Origin of the sequence: Streptomyces sp. S465, from assembly GCF_026898115.1 — a bacterium.
Taxonomy (GTDB): Bacteria; Actinomycetota; Actinomycetes; order Streptomycetales; family Streptomycetaceae; genus Streptomyces; species Streptomyces luomodiensis.
Genome location: NZ_CP114036.1, coordinates 7,523,735 through 7,541,277 on the forward strand (window position 1 = coordinate 7,523,735; position 17,543 = coordinate 7,541,277).

Here is a 17,543-nt window from a genome sequence, read left to right on the forward strand (position 1 = left end):
CCGGCGAGTCAGGGCGAGCCTGTGGCCTCCCGCGCCATTCCGGCGGTCAGGGTGCTGCCGTCGGCCGGGTCGATCAGCAGGAACGAGCCGGTGCGGCGCGACGCGGCGTACGGGTCCACGGCCAGGGGCTCGGCGGTGCGCAGGACGACGCGGCCGATGTCGTTGGCGGCCAGTTCGCCGGGGTCCGGGTGCTGTGAGAGGTCGGCCAGGGTCAGACGGGTGGGGATCTCCTTGACGATGGCCTTGACGGTGCGGGTGGTGTGCTTCAGCAGCACCCGGTCGCCGGGCCTGAGCGGGCGGTCGTGCAGATGGCAGACGGTCGCGGCCAGATCCTGGCCGGCCCGTACCGGGGCGTCCGCGGGCGCGATCAGATCGCCGCGGGAGATGTCCAGGTCGTCGGCGAGCCGGAGGGTGACCGACTGCGGCGCCCAGGCCACGTCCACCGACTGCCCCAGCGCGTCGATCGCCTCGATGGTGCTGGAGCGGCCGGCGGGGTGGACGGTGACCCGGTCGCCGACCCGCAGCACGCCGGACGCCAACTGGCCCGCGTAGCCGCGGTAGTCGGGATGCTCGGCGGTGCGCGGCCGGATGACGTACTGGACGGGGAAGCGCGCCGGGTCGTCGGTCGGGTCGTGGGTCACCGGGACCGTCTCCAGGTGTTCGAGCACGGTCGGCCCGCTGTACCAGTCCATGTGCGCCGAGCGGGTGACCACGTTGTCGCCCGCCAGCGCGGAGATCGGGACGGCGGTCACCTCCGGCACGCCCAGGGAGGTGGCGTAGCCGGCGAACTCGTCCGCGATCGTGGCGAAGGCGGCCTCGGCGTAGTCCACCAGGTCCATCTTGTTGACGGCCAGCACCACGTGCGGGACACGCAGCAGCGCGGCCACGGCGGCGTGCCTGCGGGTCTGCTCGACCACGCCGTTGCGGGCGTCCACCAGGACCACGGCGAGTTCGGCGGTGGAGGCGCCGGTGACCATGTTCCGGGTGTACTGCACATGCCCCGGCGTGTCCGCGAGGATGAACCGCCGCCGGGGGGTGGCGAAGTATCGGTACGCCACGTCGATGGTGATGCCCTGCTCGCGCTCGGCCCGCAGCCCGTCGGTGAGCAGCGCCAGGTCGGGGGTCTCCTGGCCGCGTGCCCGCGAGGCCCGCGAGACCGCCTCCAGCTGGTCGGACGGCACCGACGTGGAGTCGTGCAGCAGACGGCCCACCAGGGTGGACTTGCCGTCGTCGACACTCCCGGCGGTGGCGAACCGCAGCAGCGCGGTGGCCGCCGGCGGCTCGGTGCTCTCGGCTGTCGTGCGCATCGTCTAGAAGTAGCCTTCCCGCTTGCGGTCTTCCATCGCGGCCTCGGAGAGCTTGTCGTCGGCCCTGGTGGCGCCGCGTTCGGTCAGCCGGGAGGCGGCGATCTCGGCGATCACCTTCTCGACCGTGTCCGCGTCCGAGTCCACGGCGCCGGTGCAGGACATGTCGCCGACGGTGCGGTAGCGCACCAGCCGGGTCGCCACCCGCTCACCGTCCTTGGGGCCGCCCCACGCGCCGGGCGCCAGCCACATCCCCGAGCGGGAGAAGACCTCCCGCCGGTGTGCGTAGTAGATCGAGGGGAGGACGATCTTCTCCCGGGCGATGTACTGCCACACGTCCAGTTCGGTCCAGTTCGACAGCGGGAAGACCCGCACGTGTTCGCCGGGGGAGTGGCGGCCGTTGTAGAGCTGCCACAGCTCCGGGCGCTGCCGGCGCGGGTCCCAGCCGCCGAACTCGTCCCGCAGCGAGAACACCCGCTCCTTGGCGCGGGCCTTCTCCTCGTCCCGGCGCCCGCCGCCGAACACCGCGTCGAACCGGTGCTCGTTGATGGCCTCCAGCAGCGGCCGCGTCTGGAGGGGGTTGCGGGTGCCGTCCGGGCGCTCGCGGAGCGTGCCGTTGTCGATGTACCGCTGCACCGAGGCCACGTGCAGCCGCAGGCCGTGCTCGGCCACGGTCTCGTCCCGGAAGCGCAGCACCTCGGGGAAGTTGTGACCGGTGTCCACGTGCAGCAGCCCGAAGGGCAGCGGCGCCGGGGCGAACGCCTTCAGCGCCAGGTGCAGCATCACGAGGGAGTCCTTGCCGCCGGAGAAGAGGATCACCGGGCGTTCGAACTCCCCGGCGACCTCGCGGAAGATGTGCACCGCCTCCGACTCCAGCGCGTCCACATGCGTCAGCGCGAACGGTGGGTACGTCACACCGGTGATGGGTGAGCCCGTCACACCAGCTCCCTCTCCATCAGGTGGGCGTATAGCCTGCCGGCGCAGCCGGAGACGGTGCTGTCCCGGGTGTCCAGCCGCAGGTCCGGGCTCTCGGGCGGCTCGTACGGGGCGTCGACGCCCGTCAGCCCCGTCAGCTCGCCCGCCGCCTGCTGGGTGTACAGGCCCTTCACGTCCCGCCGCGAACACACCTCGACCGGCGTGGCCACATGCACCTCGACATAGGGTGTGGCCTCCGCCTCGTGGCGGGTGCGGACGGCGGCCCGGCTGCCGGCGTAGGGAGCGATCACGGGGACGAGGACGCAGGCGCCCCGTGCGGCCATGCGCTGGGCGGCGTAGCCGACGCGCCGCACATGGGTCTCGCGATCGGCGCGGGAGAAGCCGAGCCGGGGAGAGCCGGTGGCGCGGATCTCGTCGCCGTCCAGCACCTGGACCCGGCGGCCCGTGGCGCGCAGGAGTCCGGCCAGCGCGGTGGCGATCGTCGTCTTGCCCGCGCTCGGCAGGCCGGTCAGCCATACGGTGAAGCCGGTGGCCGGTGTCGCTTCCGGCGCGTCCCGCCTGGTGCGGGGGCCGGCTACGTCCGAGTCCGTCAGGGGAGCGTTCGCTCCCTGGGAGGCCAGGTCCGTCACGCGGGCCTCCCCGGTCGGACACCCCGGGAGGCGGGGTGCAGGGTCTCGAAGAGGCGCTGCCAACGCGGCTGGATGGAGTCGGGCGCGTAGGCGCGTGCCGAGTCGAGCGCGGCGGCTCCCATGTCGGCGCGCCGGCCCTCGTCGTCCATCAGCCGGGTCAGTGCTCCGGCGAGTGCGGCGGTGTCGCCCGGTGGGACGAGGAAGCCGTCCTTGCCGTCGGTCAGGACGTCGCGCGGCCCGGTGGGGCAGTCGAAGCTCACGATGGGCAGCCCGAGCGCCATGGCCTCGATCATGACCATGGGAAGGCCCTCGAAGCGGGAGCTGAGGACGTACACGGACGCCTTGGTGAGTTCCCCGTCCAGGTCGGAGGTGTGGCCCATCAGGAACACGTTGTTGTAGAGGTGGTGTTCGTCGATGAGGTTGCGCAACGCCGTGTGCTGGGGTCCGGAGCCGTAGATGCGCAGCTGCCAGTCCGGGTGGTGCTCAAGGGCCCGGCCGAAGGCCGGGATCAGCAGGTCGAAGCCCTTCTGCGGCAGCAGCCGCCCGGCCGCGACGGCGATGTGCGCGGGGTAGTTGGCCGCTTGGCGCGGCGGTTTGTGCACGGCGTTGGGGACGCACACCACCCGGGCGCCGGGCAGCGTCTGTTCGTACGCCTCGCGATCGCCCTCGGTGAGTACGGCGATGATGTCGAAGCGTCCGTAAGTCCGGGCTATCGCCGCCTGGACGTCGCGGCGGTGCGAGCGCAGATTCATGTGTTCCTGCGCGACGAGGGGCAGGTGTTCGGGCGCGAAGCGGGCCGCGAGGAGGTTGAGCCCGGGGCGGGTGGAGACCAGGACGCCGTCGTCCAGACCGCGCAGATAGCGGATGACGGCGCGTTCCACCTCGGGGGTGAAGAACTGGACGCCGAACTCCCCCGCCGGTACGTACGCCGGCCGGTGTTCGCGCGCACTCCTCGCGCGCCGGGACCGCAGCCAGGCGAACGGGCTGTCCTCGCGGGCGGGTCCGGGTCCGGACTTCTCCCGCTCGCGTTCGTCGACGAGGGGGACGAGCCGCACCCTCGGATCGAGCGGAAACCGGGGTTCCGTGCGGCCTCGGCGGGCGCTGACGATCTCCACCTGGTGACCGGCGGCGGCCATGGCGGATGCCTGGTTGAAGACGGTGCGAATGGTGCCGCCCATCCCGTAGGCGTGCAGCAGCAGATAGCGGATCATCATGTGCGGGTCCGCACCTCACCGGGGGTCGGCACGCACTCGATGGACAGGTTGTCCTTGACGGTGTAGTACGGCCTGGCCGCCACGTCCGTCCCCGTCCCCGTACCCGCCGGCAGTGGCTGCGCGGGAAAGACCATCACCTTCTTCTTGTCGGCCACCCCGTCCAGCCGCCGCCCGAGCCGCAGCCGCACCGCCCCGCCGTCGTCGTCCTGTCCGCTCAGGTACGCGTCCCACACGGCGGGCAGTTCGACCTCTCCCGGCGCGAGTTCGGACAGCGGTACGGTCACATCGAAGCGGGCGCCGTCGAGCGGCGCCGCGTAGGTGCGCCGACGCTCGGGGTGGCCGCGCAGGACGAGGGTGAGCCGCCAGGCGTGGGGAGGGGCGCCGGGCGGTGCGCCGTGGATGTCGCCGGCCACGCGGATGCTCCCCTCCCGCGCCCAGACCTGGGCGACCTCCGCATGTCCGCCGTCAGCGGCCCGAGGCGCGTCCCGCACATCGGCGGGAGCTGTGGTGTAGCCCCAGGCCGCGCTGATACATCGCAGGGGTTCAGGGATCTCGTCGTGGGCGGGCAGTGCGCGGCCGGGCTGGACACGCCCGGTGCGGATCTTCTCCTTCCAGTCCCCGAGGCCCTTCCGGAGCTGGTCCTCGCCCCGGGCACCGTATTCGAGCATGCGGGGCTCCCACTCGACGCCGAGGAACGCGCAGATGCCCCGCAGGGCCGCCTCGGGGTCGGCGGTCAGCTCTTCGTACCGCACGGTGTGGCCGGGCAGCGCCTTACGGGCGCGCTCGACGGCTCGCATATAGCGCAGCGCGTCCAGCGCCGCCTCGTCCGGGTCGCGCTTGTCCGGATCGGCCTCGTGCCAGGAGCGGGCGATGGAGGCGGGGTGGCGCAACAGGAAGAGGAAGCGGGCGTCGGGCCAGCACGCGGCGAGCCGCTGATAGGCGAAGGCGTTGCTGGGCGTCTTCTCGACGATGACGGGCTTGCCCACCCGGATCAGCTCCCGGTGCATCACCCGGTCCCACAGCAGGTGTTCCAGATCGGCGCGGTCCAAGTCCAGCTCCGCCATGGCCCGCTCGCTCAACGTGGTGCCGGGGCGTACCTCCAGCCTCCGTACGTGCAGCTCATGCGGGGCGTGCAGCTGGGAGTGGGCGTTCAGCAGCAGCCGCAGCAGCGTCGAGCCGGACCGTACGGGCGAGATGATGAAGACCGGTTTGCGCAGCAGCCGGTCGGTTTCCGGTTCGGCGGGTGGCCGGAAGGTGACGCGAGCCGCCCCGGACGTGACGGCGGCCGCTTTCGAGGAGGCCCCGGCGGTGGCTTTGGACACCGCCCGCGCGGGCGGCGCCACCCGGCGGACGGCGTAGCCCGTCCGGGACCCCAGCTGTGCGTTGAGCTGACGGAGGAACTTCATGTCGCGCCACGTTAGGCACCGTTCCTGAGAGGAGGGACGGAAGATGCTGAGAATTCCGTAAGACGCGTTTGCCGCACCTCCCGGCCGGCGCTGTCCGGCTCCGGCCCCAGTCGGTCACAGGCTCACCGGCGTTCAGTGTGCTGCCATGTACGTCGTGGACTTCGTGGAGTTCCCCTCCGACTCGGCTGGGGCCTCGGGCAGGGCCTTCCAGGAAGCGTTCGGGTGGACGCCTACTGGCTACGGCCCCATGTACACCGATGCCATCGCGCCACTGCTCTTGTGGCGGTTGACGCGTCGGCGTTTCGACCCCGCCGGGTGGCGCACACCATCGGCGATTCCGGTGTGCGTCGTCGCACCCTCACGAGAACCCCGGGGCGGGGGCGGGAAGCGGGTTCAGGGCCGTTGTGACGTCGGGCTTCCAACCCAGGGCACGGGCGGCGGCGAGCAGGGCCGCGCTCACGGCTGTCACCTCGGGTTCGGCGAGGGGCTGGAGCGTTCCGTCACTGCGCCGAGGACGGCGGTGGCGCGCGCGCGTGGGGGGGGGGGGGGGGGGGGGGGGGGGGGGGGGGGGGCGGTGGCTGCCCCGGGGGCGTAGGAGGGGGCCGGCCGCCGGCCGCGCCGGGGCGGAAGGCGTGCGAGAAGAGGTGGTCGTCGGGTGCGGTGTCGCCGGAGATCAGAGGGCAGAGGGCGTGGGCGACGGCGGGATCCTGGGAGACGCGGACGCGCCGGGCGACATCGCCTGACGGCCGCCCACCCTTCCGGCCCCGCCGCCGCGCACTGCGCGTCGCGCGCCCGCGGAAGCACCGCGGGCGCGCCACCGTTCAGGAGCTGCCCGCCCCCGCGAACGGCACCTGCGCGGTGGGGTGTTGGGCCGGGGCGGGGTGGAAGGGGTGGGACCACAGGCCCTGGCGGCGCAGCAGGGGCAGGACGCCTTCGCCGAACCAGTACGCCTCCTCCAGGTGCGGATAGCCGGAGAGGACGAATTCGTCGATGCCGATGCCGTGGTATTCGGCGATCCGTTCGGCGACCTCGGCGTGGCTGCCCACCAGCGCCGTGCCCGCGCCGCCGCGGACCAGGCCGATACCGGCCCAGAGGTTGGGGTGGATCTCGAGGTTGTCCAGGCTGCCGCCGTGCAGGGCGAGCATGCGCCGCTGGCCCTCCGACTCGCTGCGGCCGAGGCCGGTCTGGACGGAGCGGACGGTCTCCGGGTCGAAGCCGTCCAGCAGCCGCTGTGCCTCCGCCCATGCCTGCTCGGTGGTGTCGCGGGTGATGACGTGCAGCCGGATGCCGAAGCGGACCGTGCGGCCCTGCTCGGCGGCGAGCGAGCGGATCCAGGCGATCTTCTGCGCGACCTGGGCGGGGGGTTCGCCCCAGGTGAGGTAGACGTCGGCGTGGCGGGCGGCGACCTGGCCGGCGGCGGGGGAGGAGCCGCCGAAGTAGATCTCCGGGACCGGGTCGGGGAGCCGGTTCAGCTTGGCGCCCTCGACGTGGAGGTGTTCACCGGCGAGGTCGACGGTCTTGCCGTCCCACAGGTCGCGGACGATGCTCAGGAACTCGCCGGTGCGGGCGTAGCGGGCGTCCTTGTCGAGGAAGTCGCCGTAGGCGCGCTGCTCCTGGCTCTCCCCGCCGGTGACCACGTTGAGCAGCAGCCGCCCGCCGGACTGCCGCTGGTAGGTGGAGGCCATCTGGGCGGCGAAGGTGGGCGAGAGGAAGCCGGGGCGGAAGGCGACCAGGAACTTCAGCCGCTCGGTGTGCCGGCTGACCATCGCGGTGGTCAGCCAGGCGTCCTCGCACCAGGCGCCGGTCGGGGTGAGCGCGCCCACGAAGCCGAGCTGCTCGGCGGCGCGGGCGATCTGGGCGAGATAGCCGACGGACGGCGGGCGGTCCCCGCCGGCCGATGTGACGGGCGTGCCGTGGCCGCCGCCGACGACATGGCGGCTGTCGCCGTTGGTGGGCAGGAACCAGTGGAAGGTGAGGGACATGGTGCGACTCCGTTCAGAGGGCTACAGCAGCCCGTGCCGGGGTGGTTTCGTTCCGCTCAGCACATAGCGGCCGATGTGCTGGATCTTCCAGCGGGCCGGGTCGTGCAGGGTGTGGGTGCGGGCGTCCCGCCAGTGGCGGTGCAGGCCCAGGGTGTCCAGGGCCGAGCGGGTGCCGGAGACCTCGAACAGCGAACTGCCCGTCTCCACGGCCGCGTCGGCCGCCGCCACCTTCGCCGCGGCCACCGCGATCGACGCCTCGGCGGCGGTCTCGTCGTCCAGGCGGGCCCGTGCGGCGTCCACCGCTCGGGCGGCGGCCGCCAGCAGGGCCTCGGCGCCACGGACCTGGAGGGCCAGTTCGCCGAAGCGCTGGATGAGCAGCGGGTCCTCGGCGGCGGTGTCCACACCGCTCTCGAACCAGGGGCGGCTCTTGGTGCGGACGAAGGTGACCGCCTCCGCCAGCGCCCCCGAGGCGATCCCCGCGTCGATCGCCGCGTGCAGCAACTGCGCGACCGCGCCGTGCAGTTGGGGCCCGCGGAAGGTGAGGTGGTGCGGTACGACCCGGTCGGCCGGCACTGGCACGGCCGTCAGCCGGACGGTGCCGCTCGCGGTCGTCCGCTGGCCCATGCCGTCCCAGTCGTCCACGACGGTCAGACCGGGCGCGTCCCTGGGCACATAGGCCACCTGGAGGTCGTCGTTCTCGCCCCGGGCCAGCACCGGGATCCAGTCGGCGAACAGCGCGCCGGTGGAGTAGTGCTTGACACCGGTCAGGGTGTACGAGCCGGCGGCGCCGGGGTCCAGCCGGGTGCGGATGTCCTGGACGTGCCGGGTGCCCGCCTCCGACTGGGCGTTGCCGAACCGCTTGCCCGCCAGCACCTCGCCGAAGAAGAACTCCCGCTGCGCCCGCGTGCCCTGACGGCGCAGCACGTTGATGTACACGAAGTGGCTCTGCGGGATCTGGGCGAGGCTGGCGTCGGCGGCGGCGAGCAGCCGGAACACCTCGGCGAGGGTCACGGCGGCGACGTCCGCGCCGCCGTGCCCGGCCGGGACGGTGATCCCCAGCAGTCCGGACGCGGACAGCCGGTCCAGTTCGGCACGCGGCAGCCGGCGCCGTGCGTCGCGCTCGGCGGCGCCCGTACGGAACTCCTCGGCCAGCGCCGCGGCCACCTTCAGCGCCTCGGTGTCATCGGCGATGACATGGGCGGGCTCGGGCAGGGGCGACATGGTCAGCTCGCCGCCGCCAGCACGGTGGGGTGCGGGCCGAGCGCCGCCGAGAACTGGTCGACGACCTGCTCCAGCGCCTCGGCGGCCCCGGCCGCCACGCGCACCCCGCCGTCCGGCTCGACCGTGATGTCCTTGTCGAGGGTGAACCAGCCCTGGACGATATGGGACGCGCCCATGGAGGACAGCACCGGCCGCAGCGCGTAGTCGATGGCCAGCACATGGGCCACGCTGCCGCCGGTGGCCAGCGGCAGCACGGTCTTGCCGGTGAGCGCGTACTGCGGCAGCAGGTCCAGCAGGGACTTCAGCAGCCCGGAGTAGGCCGCCTTGTAGACCGGTGTCCCCACCACGACCCCGTCCGCCTGCTCCACCAGCGCCTTGGCCCGCACGATGGCCGGGTGCGAGAAGTCCGCGCCGAGCAGCGCGGTGGCGGGGAGGGTGCGTACGTCGAGCGGGATCACCTCATGGCCCTGGGCGGTCAGCCGGGCGTCCAGGTGGCGCAGCAGCCGGGCGGTGCGGGAGGTGGCGGACGGGGAGCCGGAGAGGGACAGGACGGTGGCCATGAGCAACCCTTCGTGGTGCGGTCGGGACAGGGGGACCGGAGGGGACCGCGGCGGCGGTCAGGACAGTGCGGGCTCGTAGCCCCAGTCGGTGCGCTGCTCGATGGTGCTGGTGACCAGGCCGCCACTGACATTGGGCACCCAATAGGCGAAACGCAGGGGTGCTGCGGGCATGCGGAACTCCCGGTGGAACGCATACGGGCATGGGGAATCGGCGCCACGGCGTCGATCGGAATTCATCGCGGACGGGGCGGGGAAAGATCGGGTGGCGCGAATGGGGGCGCCGGGGCGGGGCGGCGCGGCCGCATTTCCTCGAGCGGCGGCCGGGACCCTCCCCGCGGGGCTTTGCGGGACTTTGTGGAAGAAGGGCCCTAGAAGCCTTTCCCGATCATGGGAGGCGAGGGGGAGCGAAGCGGAGGCGAACCCTCAGCGCTCGCTCGGACCCGATGGCAGGTCAGCCCGGACAGCAACAGAACGCGCTGGAGACACGCGCGAGGTCGACATGGCGTCGCCGCGTGAGGTCCTGTCGCTTCATGTCACCGATCCAACCAGGGGGAAGTCCTGCCGGTCAAGAACGCCCGGGGCGTATTCCATATCGCGGACGCATGGGCTGGGTTGCGGAAATTCCGCGGTGCCTGCTTCGAGATTACCCGGGAGGCGGGCCGGGGAGTGAGTCGGTATTCATGAGACCGTGATAGGGATCCCCTTGAACGGCGCGGACCGGGACGGGCATTCTGCGGCGTGTGCGTATCGAACAGCTGGAATACATCGCTGCGGTCACCCGCCTCGGCTCGCTCCGCCGCGCCGCCGAGGAACTGCATCTGTCCCAGCCCGCGCTCAGCGAGACGGTGCGCAATCTGGAACGCGAACTCGGCGTGGACCTGCTGGAGCGCAAGCGCTCCGGCGCCACGATCAGCGCCGAGGGACGGGAGCTGCTGCCGCATATCGTCAGCGTCATCGAGGCCGTCGACCGGCTGCGCGGCGCCGCCGGCGACCAGCACCGGGTCAGCCGGATGATCCGGCTGGGCACGGTCAACACCGCGACCGTCCCGCTGCTGATCCCGGCCGTCCGGGAGTTCCGCGCGACGCACCCGGTGACCCAGGTCGAGGTGGTGGCCGCGCAGCAGGCCGAGATCCACCGGGCGCTGCTGGAGGGGAGTTTCGACCTGGGCCTGGTCAACTACCTCCAGGGGGACGACGTCCCGCCCGCGCTGGAGACCACCGAGCTGCTGCGCGGCCGCCCGGTGGTCTGTCTGCGCCCCGACAGCCCGCTGGCGGCCCGGCCGACGGTGAGCGTGGCGGATCTGCTGGACGAGCGGGAGCCGCTGATCGTCATGCGCTCCGGCTATCTCATGCACCGTTTCATCCACCGGCTGCTGGCCGGGCGCGCCCCGTCCTTCTCGTACTCCACCGACGGGGCCGAGATGGGCAAGCTGATGGTCGCCGAGGGGCTCGGCGTCACCGTGCTGCCCGACTTCAGCGTCATCGGCGACCCCCTGGAGCGCGGCGGCGCGATCACCTACCGGCCGCTCGCGGACGGCGAGGCCACCGAGGTGGCGCTGGTGATCCAGCGCCGCCGCTCGGGCTCGGTCCCGCGCGCCGTCCGCGATCTGCACCAGCTCTTCGTACGGCGCGCGGGGACGACGCCCTGAGCGGCTACGACGCCGACCCGGCAACGACCGCCTGCGCGGGCTACAGCTCCCTGAGCGCGGGCAGCAGTTGCTTCTCGGCCCAGTCCAGGAACGGCCGCTGGTGGTCGCCGCCGATCTGGACGAGGGCGACGTCCGTGAAGCCCGCGTCCACGTAGGGCCTGATCCGCTCGGTGAACTCCCCGATGTCGTCGCCGCACGGAATGGACGCGGCCACGTCCTCGGGCCGTACGAACTGGGTGGCGCCCGCGAAGGAGGCCGGCCCCGGCAGCTCCGAGTTGACCTTCCAGCCGCTCCCGAACCAGCGGAACTGGTCATGGGCGCGGGCGATCGCCGCGTCCCGGTCGGGGTCGTAGCAGACCGGGATCTGTCCGATCCGCGGCTTCCCGCTGCCGCCGTTGCGGTCGAACTCCGCCACCAGCTCGGACTTCGGTTCCGTCGCGATCAGGATGTCGGCCAGCTGTCCGGCCAGCAGGCAGGACTGCCGCCCGGAGACGGCGAGGCCGATGGGCGGCGGCTGGTCCGGCAGGTCCCACAGCTTGGCCGAGTCGACGTCGTAGTGGGTGCCGTGGTGGGTGACGTAGCCGCCGGCGAACAGCGCGCGGATGATCTCGATCGCCTCTTGCAGCATCTCCTGCCGCACATCGGCCGACGGCCAGCCCTGGCCGACCACGTGCTCGTTCAGGTTCTCGCCGGACCCGAGCCCCAGCCGGAACCGCCCCTCGGACAGCAGTTGGAGCGTCGCCGCCTTCTGGGCGACCACCGCCGGGTGGTAGCGCACGGTGGGGCAGGTGACATACGTCGTCAGCGGGATCGAGGTGGTGGCCTGCGCGGCGGCACCCAGCACGCTCCAGGCGTAGGGCGCGTGTCCCTGGGAGGCCAGCCACGGGAAGTAGTGGTCGGAGGTCACCGAGAAGTCGAACCCGACCTGCTCGGCCCGGACCACGTCGTCGACGAGCTGACGTGGACCGGCCTGCTCGGTCATCATCGTGTATCCCCATCGAACCATGGCCCCCGAGTACCGTCCGGCCCGGCTCCCAAACGTCCCAAAGCGGCTGCCGGGGGTGGGAAACGACTGGTCACGGCGTGCGGCGGCGGCTCACCCGGCGTAGCCGTCAGCCGAGCCTGGCGGAGATGACGGGGGCCAGGCGGTCGGTGATGGTGCGGTGGCCCTTGTCGTTGGGGTGGACGGAGTCGGAGAGGTCGTCGGAGGCGAGCCAGCCGGTGGTGTCGACGTAGGAGACCCGGGGGTCGCCGGAGGCGGTGACGGCGGCCTGGGTCTCGGTGCCGAACCGGCCGCTGAAGGTGCGCAGCGCGAAGATCCACGCGTCCGGGTAGGCGGTGCGGACCTTGCGCAGCAGGCTGGCGTAGGCGGCCTGGAACTGCGCCGAGCCGACCCCGCGGCCCACGTCGTTGGTGCCGAGGTTGATGACCACCGCGTCCGCCTGGTAGCGGGAGAAGTCCCAGTCGGGGGTGGCGGCGTTCGGGTTCAGCTTGGTGAACTGCTGCTCCAGGCTCATCCGGTCGTCCGCCGTGTCGACGAGGGCGGCGCCGCCCTGGGCGATCTGGGTGTGGTCGGCGCCGAGCCGCTCGCCGATGAGCCAGCCGTAGGCGGTGCGGGCGTTCTGCGAGGTGGTGGTGCCCACCGTGATCGAGTCGCCGACGAATTCGATCAGCTTCTCCGGGGCCGGCGGGGCGAAGGTGGTGGCGCCGCTGTCCAGGGTCAGGCCCTGGAAGACCGCGTCACCGTGGTAGGAGCCCGCGACCACCTGGTAGTTGACCTGGAGGGTGTGGTTTCCGGCGGACAGCGGGGTCGGGGTGAGGTTCACCGTGCCCTTGGCCTCGTCGTAGAAGGTGGCGGGGCCGCCGTCGATGCTGACCCACAGGTCGATCGTGTTCCGCTGCTTGAGCCCCACGGTGCGGCCGGTGAAGCCGGTGCGGAAGTACGCGCCCGCCCAGTAGGGGGTGTAGGCGGTGGCCGAGCTCCGGGTGTCCCAGCGGCCGGTGAACTTGATGTTGGGGTCGCCCGGCTGGCCGGGGGCGACGGCGGCCGCCTTGGTGGCGGCGGCGCCCACGTCGGCGGCGATGACCGGGGCCAGGCGGTCCGCGAACGTGGTGTGCCCGGCCTCGTTGGGGTGGCCGTTGCCGTCCTCGTAGTCGGTGCCGTCGGTGAGCCAGCCGGTGGTGTCCACGTAGCGCACCCGGGCGTCGCCCGCCGCGTTGCGCGCGCTCACGGCCGCCTTGGTCTCCGTCACATAGCGCTTCTTGAGGGTCTGTACGGCGAAGAGGGCCGCGTTCGGGTACGTCGCGCGGATGTCGCGCAGCAAAGTGGTGTACGCCGACTGGAACTCGGCGCCCGTGACACCGTGCCCGATGTCATTGGTGCCCAGGTTGATGACCACCGCGCTCGCCTGGTAGCGGGAGAAGTCCCAGCTCTGATCGCCGGTCGAGGCCGTCTTGAAGAACTGCGTGGCCAGCCCCACGCAGCCGTCCTTGCCCACCAGACAGTAGCCCGAGCGGGCGATCTGGGTGTGCCGCATGCCCAGCAGCTCGCCGGTCTTCCAGCCGTACGAGTCCAGCGCGAGCCGGTCGGTGAGGGCGCCCGCGGTGATGGAGTCGCCCACGAACTCGAGGAGCCCGGACGGCACCCGAGGAGCGACGGTGCCCGCGCCCGCGTCCAGGACCAGGCCCTGGAAGACGGTGTCGCCGGAGCGGTAGGAGACCCGGAGGGTGTGGGTGCCCTGGGGCAGCGGCTGGGGGGTGAGGGTGACGGTGCCCTTGACGCCCGCGTAGAAGACATCGGCGCCGCCGTCGACGCTCGCGTAGAAGTTCACCGCCTCCCGGGCCTTGATCTTCACCGTGGTGCCGGTGAACGCGGTCTGGAGGTAGCCGCCGGTCCAGTTGGGAACGGCGGCGGTGGCGGAGCTCAGGTCCCAGCGGCCGGTGTAGACGATGTTGGGGTCGGTCACCGAGCCGTCCCCCAGGGCCGCCGCCGGGGCCGCTGCCGGGGTCGCCGCCGGAGCCGCCGCCCGTGCGGTGGCGCCGAGACCGACCCCCAGCGCGCAGAGCGACGCGGTCATGACAAGAACGAAGAGCGTGCGTAAGGAACGTAACGCGTGCGAGGCGTGCGGGATCGATGGCATGAGGGTCCTCTCGAGGAGGTGATGGCTACCTGGGAGCGCTCCCAGGCGCCCGTGGCTCCACGATGGAAGCCCTGAATCGGTTCAACGTCAAGGTGCGCGGCGATGGTCACGATGTGGGTCATGGCGGAGACCGGTGGTGTGCGCGAGGTGAAGTCGGCGGGCCGCACCGTGGAACCGCTGGAACTGCTCGCCGCGCGCCGCGACCAGCCGGCCCGGCTGACGGCGGGGCGGGAGACGTCCGCGGCGGACCTCTACGGCGGACGTTCCACAGCGAACCCCCTCAGGGATGCCGTCGCACGATCATGTCCGCGCACTTCTCGCCGATCATCATCGTCGTGACGCACGGATTGACGGCGATGAGGAACGGCATGGCCGAGCCGTCCGCGACCCGCAGCCCCCGCACGCCCTTGACCCTCAGCTGCGGATCGAGCGGTGCGTCAGGGTCCTCGGGCGGGCCCATCCGCACGGTGCACGCCGGGTGGTAGGCGGTGTTGTGGGTCTCGCGGACATAGCCGGCCAGCTCGTCGTCGCTGTGCACATCGGGCCCGGGGGCCAGCTCGGCGCCCGCCCACAGGGCCAGCGCGGGCCGGGCGGCGATCTTGCGGGCGAGCAGCAGACCGCGGGTCATGATCTCCATGTCGTAGCCGTCGGTGAAGTAACGCGGGTCCACCCGCGGCTTGTCGCGGAAGTCCCGGCTGGCCAGCCGCACGGTGCCCCGGGAGCGGGCGCGGGTGACGTTCGGGGTGAGACAGAAGGCGTTCTCCGAGGTGGGATAGGAGCGGCGGTAGGTGTTCAGGTCGAAGGGCACCGCGCCGTAGTGGAACATCAGATCGGGGCGGTCCAGGCCGGACTCGGTGGCGGCGAAGATGCCGATCTCCCACCACTGGGTGGAGGTGGTGACCATGGGCTGCTCGGCGTTCCACATGATGACGCCCTCGGGGTGGTCCTGGAGGTTCTGCCCGACACCGGGGGAGTCCACCAGCACCTCCACCCCCGACTCCCGCAGATGCCCGGCGGGACCGATGCCGGAGAGCATCAGCAGCTTCGGGGTGTCGATGGCGCCGCAGGAGACGATGACCTCGCGCCGGGCGTGCACCCGCAGGGTGCGGACCAGATCGGGGGGGAGGTAGTCCACCCCGACACAGCGCCGGTCCTCGTCCAGGACCAGCCGCTTGGCCCGCAGTTCGGTACGCACCCGCAGATTGGGCCGGGAGTCCATGACGGGGTGGAGGTAGGCGACCGAGGCGGAGCAGCGGGTGCCGTCCTCGCGGGCGTTGATCTGGAACCAGTTGGCGCCGCGCAGCACCGTCGTGCCGGTGTTGAACGGGGTGATCGGGATGCCCGCCTCCTCGCAGGCCGTCAGCACCGCCCGGCCGCACGGGTCCTCCGGCGGCACGGTGCGGATCCTGACCGGGCCGTCGCGGCCGTGGTGGTCGCCGGGCGCGTCGTTGTCCTCCAGACGCCGGAACAGCGGGGCGCAGTCGGCCGCCGACCAGCCGTGCAGCCCCATGGCCGCCCATTCGTCGAGGTCCTCGGCGGGCGCCCAGAAGGCGATGCAGGAGTTGTGCGAGGAGCAGCCGCCGAGCACCTTGGCGCGGGCGTGGCGCAGAAAGCTGTTGCCCCTCTCCTGCGGTACGACCGGGTAGTCCCAGTCGTAGCCGGACCCCAGCAGCGACATCCAGCGGTTCAGCCGCAGCACGTTGTCGTCCCCGAGGTCCGACGGGCCCGCCTCCAGCAGGCATACGCTCACCGAGGGGTCCTCGGACAGCCGCGCCGCGACCACCGAACCGGCCGTACCGCCGCCGACCACCACATAGTCGAACTCGTCCACGGGCCTCTCGCCTCTTCTCACGGGGGGTGGTGACGGCGGCGTGCTCGGCGAGCACACCCGTACCCGTCGTCGTCCGTGCCGTTGTGCGAGGACCCCTCCGGCCGGGGCTCCGACGGAGGTCCGGCCGGTCCGGCCGCCGTCACTCGAACCACCGCTGCGGGCGGGGTGCGGTGTTGCGCCAGATGTGCTTGAGCTCCTGGTATTCGTGCAGCCCCGACGGGCCCAGCTCACGGCCGATACCGGACTGTTTCATCCCGCCCCACTCGGCCCGCGGGAGATACGGATGGAAGTCGTTGATCCAGACGGTTCCGGCCCGCAGCCGGGACGCCACCCGGTGCGCCTTCTCCGCGTCCTGCGTCCACACCCCGCCCGCCAGGCCGTACACCGTGTCGTTGCCGAGCGCGACCGCCTCGTCCTCGTCCCGGAACCGCTCCACGGTGAGCACCGGACCGAAGGACTCCTCCTGCACCACGGACATGTCCGGGGTGCAGTCGTCCAGGACGGTCGGCAGGTAGTAGAAGCCCCTCTCCAGCGCCGGGTCGTCGGGCAAGGTCCCGCCGCAGCGCAGCACCGCGCCCTCGTCGATCCCCGCCGCCACATAGTCGGCGATCTTCCGGCGGTGCTCGGCGGAGATCAGCGGACCGGCGCGGGCGTGCTCGTCGAACGGTCCGCCCAGCCGGATGTTCCGGGCCCGGTGCACGATCTCGTCGACGAACGCGTCATGCAGCTGCTGCTGGACCAGCAGCCGTGCACCGGCCGAGCAGACCTGCCCGGAGTGCAGGAACACCGCCGTGAGCGCGTAGTCGACGGCCGTGTCGAAATCGCAGTCGGTGAAGACGAGATTGGGGTTCTTGCCGCCCAGCTCCAGGGCGAGCTTCTTCACCGTGGGCGCGACCGCCGCCATGATCCAGCGGCCGGTGGCCGCCCCGCCGGTGAAGGACACCATGTCCACCCGATCGTCGGTGACCAGCGGCGCGCCCGCGGTGGCTCCCGAGCCGAGGATCAGATTGGCGGCACCACCCGGCAGCCCGGCCTCTGCCAGCAGCCGCATCAGATGGATCGCGGTGTGCGGGGTCAGCTCGCTGGGCTTGAGGACGAAGGTGTTCCCGGCGGCCAGCGCGGGCGCCACCTTCCAGGCCGTCTGGAGCAGCGGATAGTTCCACGGCGTGATCAGCGCACACACCCCGACCGGTTCGTGCACCACCCTGCTGTCGATCTCCGGACTGCCCACCTCCACCACCCGCCCGGCGCCGGCGGAGGAGATGAGATCGCCGAACCAGCGGAAGCAGTTGGCGATGTCGTCCAGGTCGTACTCGCTCTCGACCAGCCGTTTCCCGGTGTCCATGGACTCGGCGCGGGCGAGCGTCGGCTTCTCGCGCACCAGCAGATCGGCCACCCGCAACAGCAGCCCGCCCCGCTCGGCGGCCGGGGTGCCGGGCCAGGACCCGCGGTCGAAGGCGTCCCGGGCGGCCGCCACCGCGGCGGCCGCGTCCTTGGGCCCCGCCTCGTCGACCACGGCGACCAGCGAGCCGTCCGCGGGACAGCGGATCTCGCGGCTGTGTCCGTCGAGGGCGGTCGTCCAGTGGCCGCCGATGAACAGCTCCGGCATGGGTGCCTCCGGGCTCGGACGACGGTGGCCGGCCCCGGGGTGGATCCATCGACGCACTCGGC

At 72.2% G+C, this 17,543-nt stretch carries 14 protein-coding genes and 1 pseudogene; 2 read left to right on the forward strand and 13 right to left on the reverse strand.

Annotation, left to right across the window (positions count from 1 at the left end; translation table 11 throughout):
• Window positions 1-8: 8 nt before the first annotated feature.
• The 9 genes from N6H00_RS31900 to N6H00_RS40635 all read right to left on the reverse strand — a co-directional run bounded on the left by N6H00_RS31900 (window position 9) and on the right by N6H00_RS40635 (window position 9,784).
• Window positions 9-1,307, reverse strand: coding sequence for a sulfate adenylyltransferase subunit 1 (locus N6H00_RS31900; RefSeq protein WP_268975289.1), 1,299 nt, complete (start codon window positions 1,305-1,307; stop codon window positions 9-11).
• 3 nt (window positions 1,308-1,310) lie between these two features.
• Complete coding sequence (gene cysD, locus N6H00_RS31905; RefSeq protein ID WP_268975290.1) at window positions 1,311-2,243, reverse strand: sulfate adenylyltransferase subunit CysD; 933 nt, start codon at window positions 2,241-2,243, stop codon at window positions 1,311-1,313.
• Window positions 2,240-2,833 (reverse strand): adenylyl-sulfate kinase, encoded by a 594-nt coding sequence (cysC, locus tag N6H00_RS31910; RefSeq protein ID WP_443073252.1) that lies wholly within the window; start codon window positions 2,831-2,833, stop codon window positions 2,240-2,242. The genes cysD and cysC overlap by 4 nt, the downstream gene beginning before the upstream one ends.
• Window positions 2,834-2,865: 32 nt before the next feature.
• Window positions 2,866-4,083 (reverse strand): glycosyltransferase family 4 protein, encoded by a 1,218-nt coding sequence (locus N6H00_RS31915; protein ID WP_268975293.1) that lies wholly within the window; start codon window positions 4,081-4,083, stop codon window positions 2,866-2,868.
• Complete coding sequence (locus N6H00_RS31920; protein WP_268975294.1) at window positions 4,080-5,489, reverse strand: sulfotransferase family protein; 1,410 nt, start codon at window positions 5,487-5,489, stop codon at window positions 4,080-4,082. Before N6H00_RS31920 ends, N6H00_RS31915 begins: the two co-directional genes overlap by 4 nt.
• 821 nt (window positions 5,490-6,310) lie before the next feature.
• Window positions 6,311-7,471: an LLM class flavin-dependent oxidoreductase gene (locus tag N6H00_RS31925; RefSeq protein ID WP_268975295.1), complete on the reverse strand. Its 1,161-nt coding sequence runs from the start codon at window positions 7,469-7,471 to the stop codon at window positions 6,311-6,313.
• Between the two features lie 21 nt (window positions 7,472-7,492).
• The gene (locus tag N6H00_RS31930) at window positions 7,493-8,692 is read right to left on the reverse strand and encodes an SfnB family sulfur acquisition oxidoreductase (RefSeq protein ID WP_268975296.1); all 1,200 of its coding nucleotides are present in this window, start codon (window positions 8,690-8,692) and stop codon (window positions 7,493-7,495) included.
• A 2-nt stretch (window positions 8,693-8,694) separates the two neighbouring features.
• Complete coding sequence (gene ssuE / locus N6H00_RS31935) at window positions 8,695-9,252, reverse strand: NADPH-dependent FMN reductase (protein WP_268975297.1); 558 nt, start codon at window positions 9,250-9,252, stop codon at window positions 8,695-8,697.
• 451 nt (window positions 9,253-9,703) lie between these two features.
• Complete coding sequence (locus N6H00_RS40635) at window positions 9,704-9,784, reverse strand: putative leader peptide (protein ID WP_361259773.1); 81 nt, start codon at window positions 9,782-9,784, stop codon at window positions 9,704-9,706.
• A gap of 208 nt (window positions 9,785-9,992) precedes the next feature.
• Here N6H00_RS40635 and N6H00_RS31940 point away from each other — a divergent pair, with 208 nt between their 5' ends.
• On the forward strand, window positions 9,993-10,901 hold the full coding sequence (locus N6H00_RS31940) for a LysR family transcriptional regulator (protein WP_268975298.1): 909 nt from the start codon (window positions 9,993-9,995) through the stop codon (window positions 10,899-10,901).
• A gap of 40 nt (window positions 10,902-10,941) precedes the next feature.
• On the opposite strand, the gene N6H00_RS31945 is transcribed toward N6H00_RS31940, so the two are convergent.
• Together N6H00_RS31945 and N6H00_RS31950 are read right to left on the reverse strand one after the other, a co-directional pair.
• Window positions 10,942-11,907 carry an LLM class F420-dependent oxidoreductase gene (locus N6H00_RS31945; RefSeq protein WP_268975299.1) on the reverse strand — a complete coding sequence of 322 codons (966 nt, stop codon included), beginning with the start codon at window positions 11,905-11,907 and terminating at the stop codon, window positions 10,942-10,944.
• 106 nt (window positions 11,908-12,013) lie between these two features.
• The gene (locus tag N6H00_RS31950; RefSeq protein WP_268975300.1) at window positions 12,014-13,978 is read right to left on the reverse strand and encodes a GDSL-type esterase/lipase family protein; all 1,965 of its coding nucleotides are present in this window, start codon (window positions 13,976-13,978) and stop codon (window positions 12,014-12,016) included.
• A 183-nt stretch (window positions 13,979-14,161) separates the two neighbouring features.
• Between N6H00_RS31950 and N6H00_RS31955 the strand changes: the two are divergent.
• Window positions 14,162-14,260 (forward strand): annotated as a pseudogene (locus N6H00_RS31955) (IclR family transcriptional regulator); the annotation flags it as partial.
• Window positions 14,261-14,321: 61 nt separating this feature from the next.
• On the opposite strand, the gene N6H00_RS31960 reads toward N6H00_RS31955, so the two are convergent.
• Together N6H00_RS31960 and N6H00_RS31965 are read right to left on the reverse strand one after the other, a co-directional pair.
• Entirely contained in the window at window positions 14,322-15,872 is a 1,551-nt protein-coding gene (locus tag N6H00_RS31960) for a GMC family oxidoreductase (protein ID WP_268975301.1), read from the reverse strand.
• Window positions 15,873-16,011: 139 nt separating this feature from the next.
• Window positions 16,012-17,481: an aldehyde dehydrogenase family protein gene (locus N6H00_RS31965; protein ID WP_268975302.1), complete on the reverse strand. Its 1,470-nt coding sequence runs from the start codon at window positions 17,479-17,481 to the stop codon at window positions 16,012-16,014.
• Between the last annotated feature and the right edge of the window lie 62 nt (window positions 17,482-17,543).

Coding starts and splice junctions, on each gene's coding strand:
- N6H00_RS31950 (WP_268975300.1), bottom strand. CDS start 13,978: ATGACCGCGTCGCTCTGCGCGCTGGGGGTCGGTCTCGGCGCCACCGCA.
- N6H00_RS31925 (WP_268975295.1), bottom strand. CDS start 7,471: ATGTCCCTCACCTTCCACTGGTTCCTGCCCACCAACGGCGACAGCCGC.
- ssuE (WP_268975297.1), bottom strand. CDS start 9,252: ATGGCCACCGTCCTGTCCCTCTCCGGCTCCCCGTCCGCCACCTCCCGC.
- N6H00_RS31930 (WP_268975296.1), bottom strand. CDS start 8,692: ATGTCGCCCCTGCCCGAGCCCGCCCATGTCATCGCCGATGACACCGAG.
- N6H00_RS31915 (WP_268975293.1), bottom strand. CDS start 4,083: ATGATGATCCGCTATCTGCTGCTGCACGCCTACGGGATGGGCGGCACC.
- N6H00_RS31900 (WP_268975289.1), bottom strand. CDS start 1,307: ATGCGCACGACAGCCGAGAGCACCGAGCCGCCGGCGGCCACCGCGCTG.
- N6H00_RS31965 (WP_268975302.1), bottom strand. CDS start 17,481: ATGCCGGAGCTGTTCATCGGCGGCCACTGGACGACCGCCCTCGACGGA.
- N6H00_RS40635 (WP_361259773.1), bottom strand. CDS start 9,784: ATGAAGCGACAGGACCTCACGCGGCGACGCCATGTCGACCTCGCGCGT.
- N6H00_RS31920 (WP_268975294.1), bottom strand. CDS start 5,489: ATGAAGTTCCTCCGTCAGCTCAACGCACAGCTGGGGTCCCGGACGGGC.
- N6H00_RS31945 (WP_268975299.1), bottom strand. CDS start 11,907: ATGGTTCGATGGGGATACACGATGATGACCGAGCAGGCCGGTCCACGT.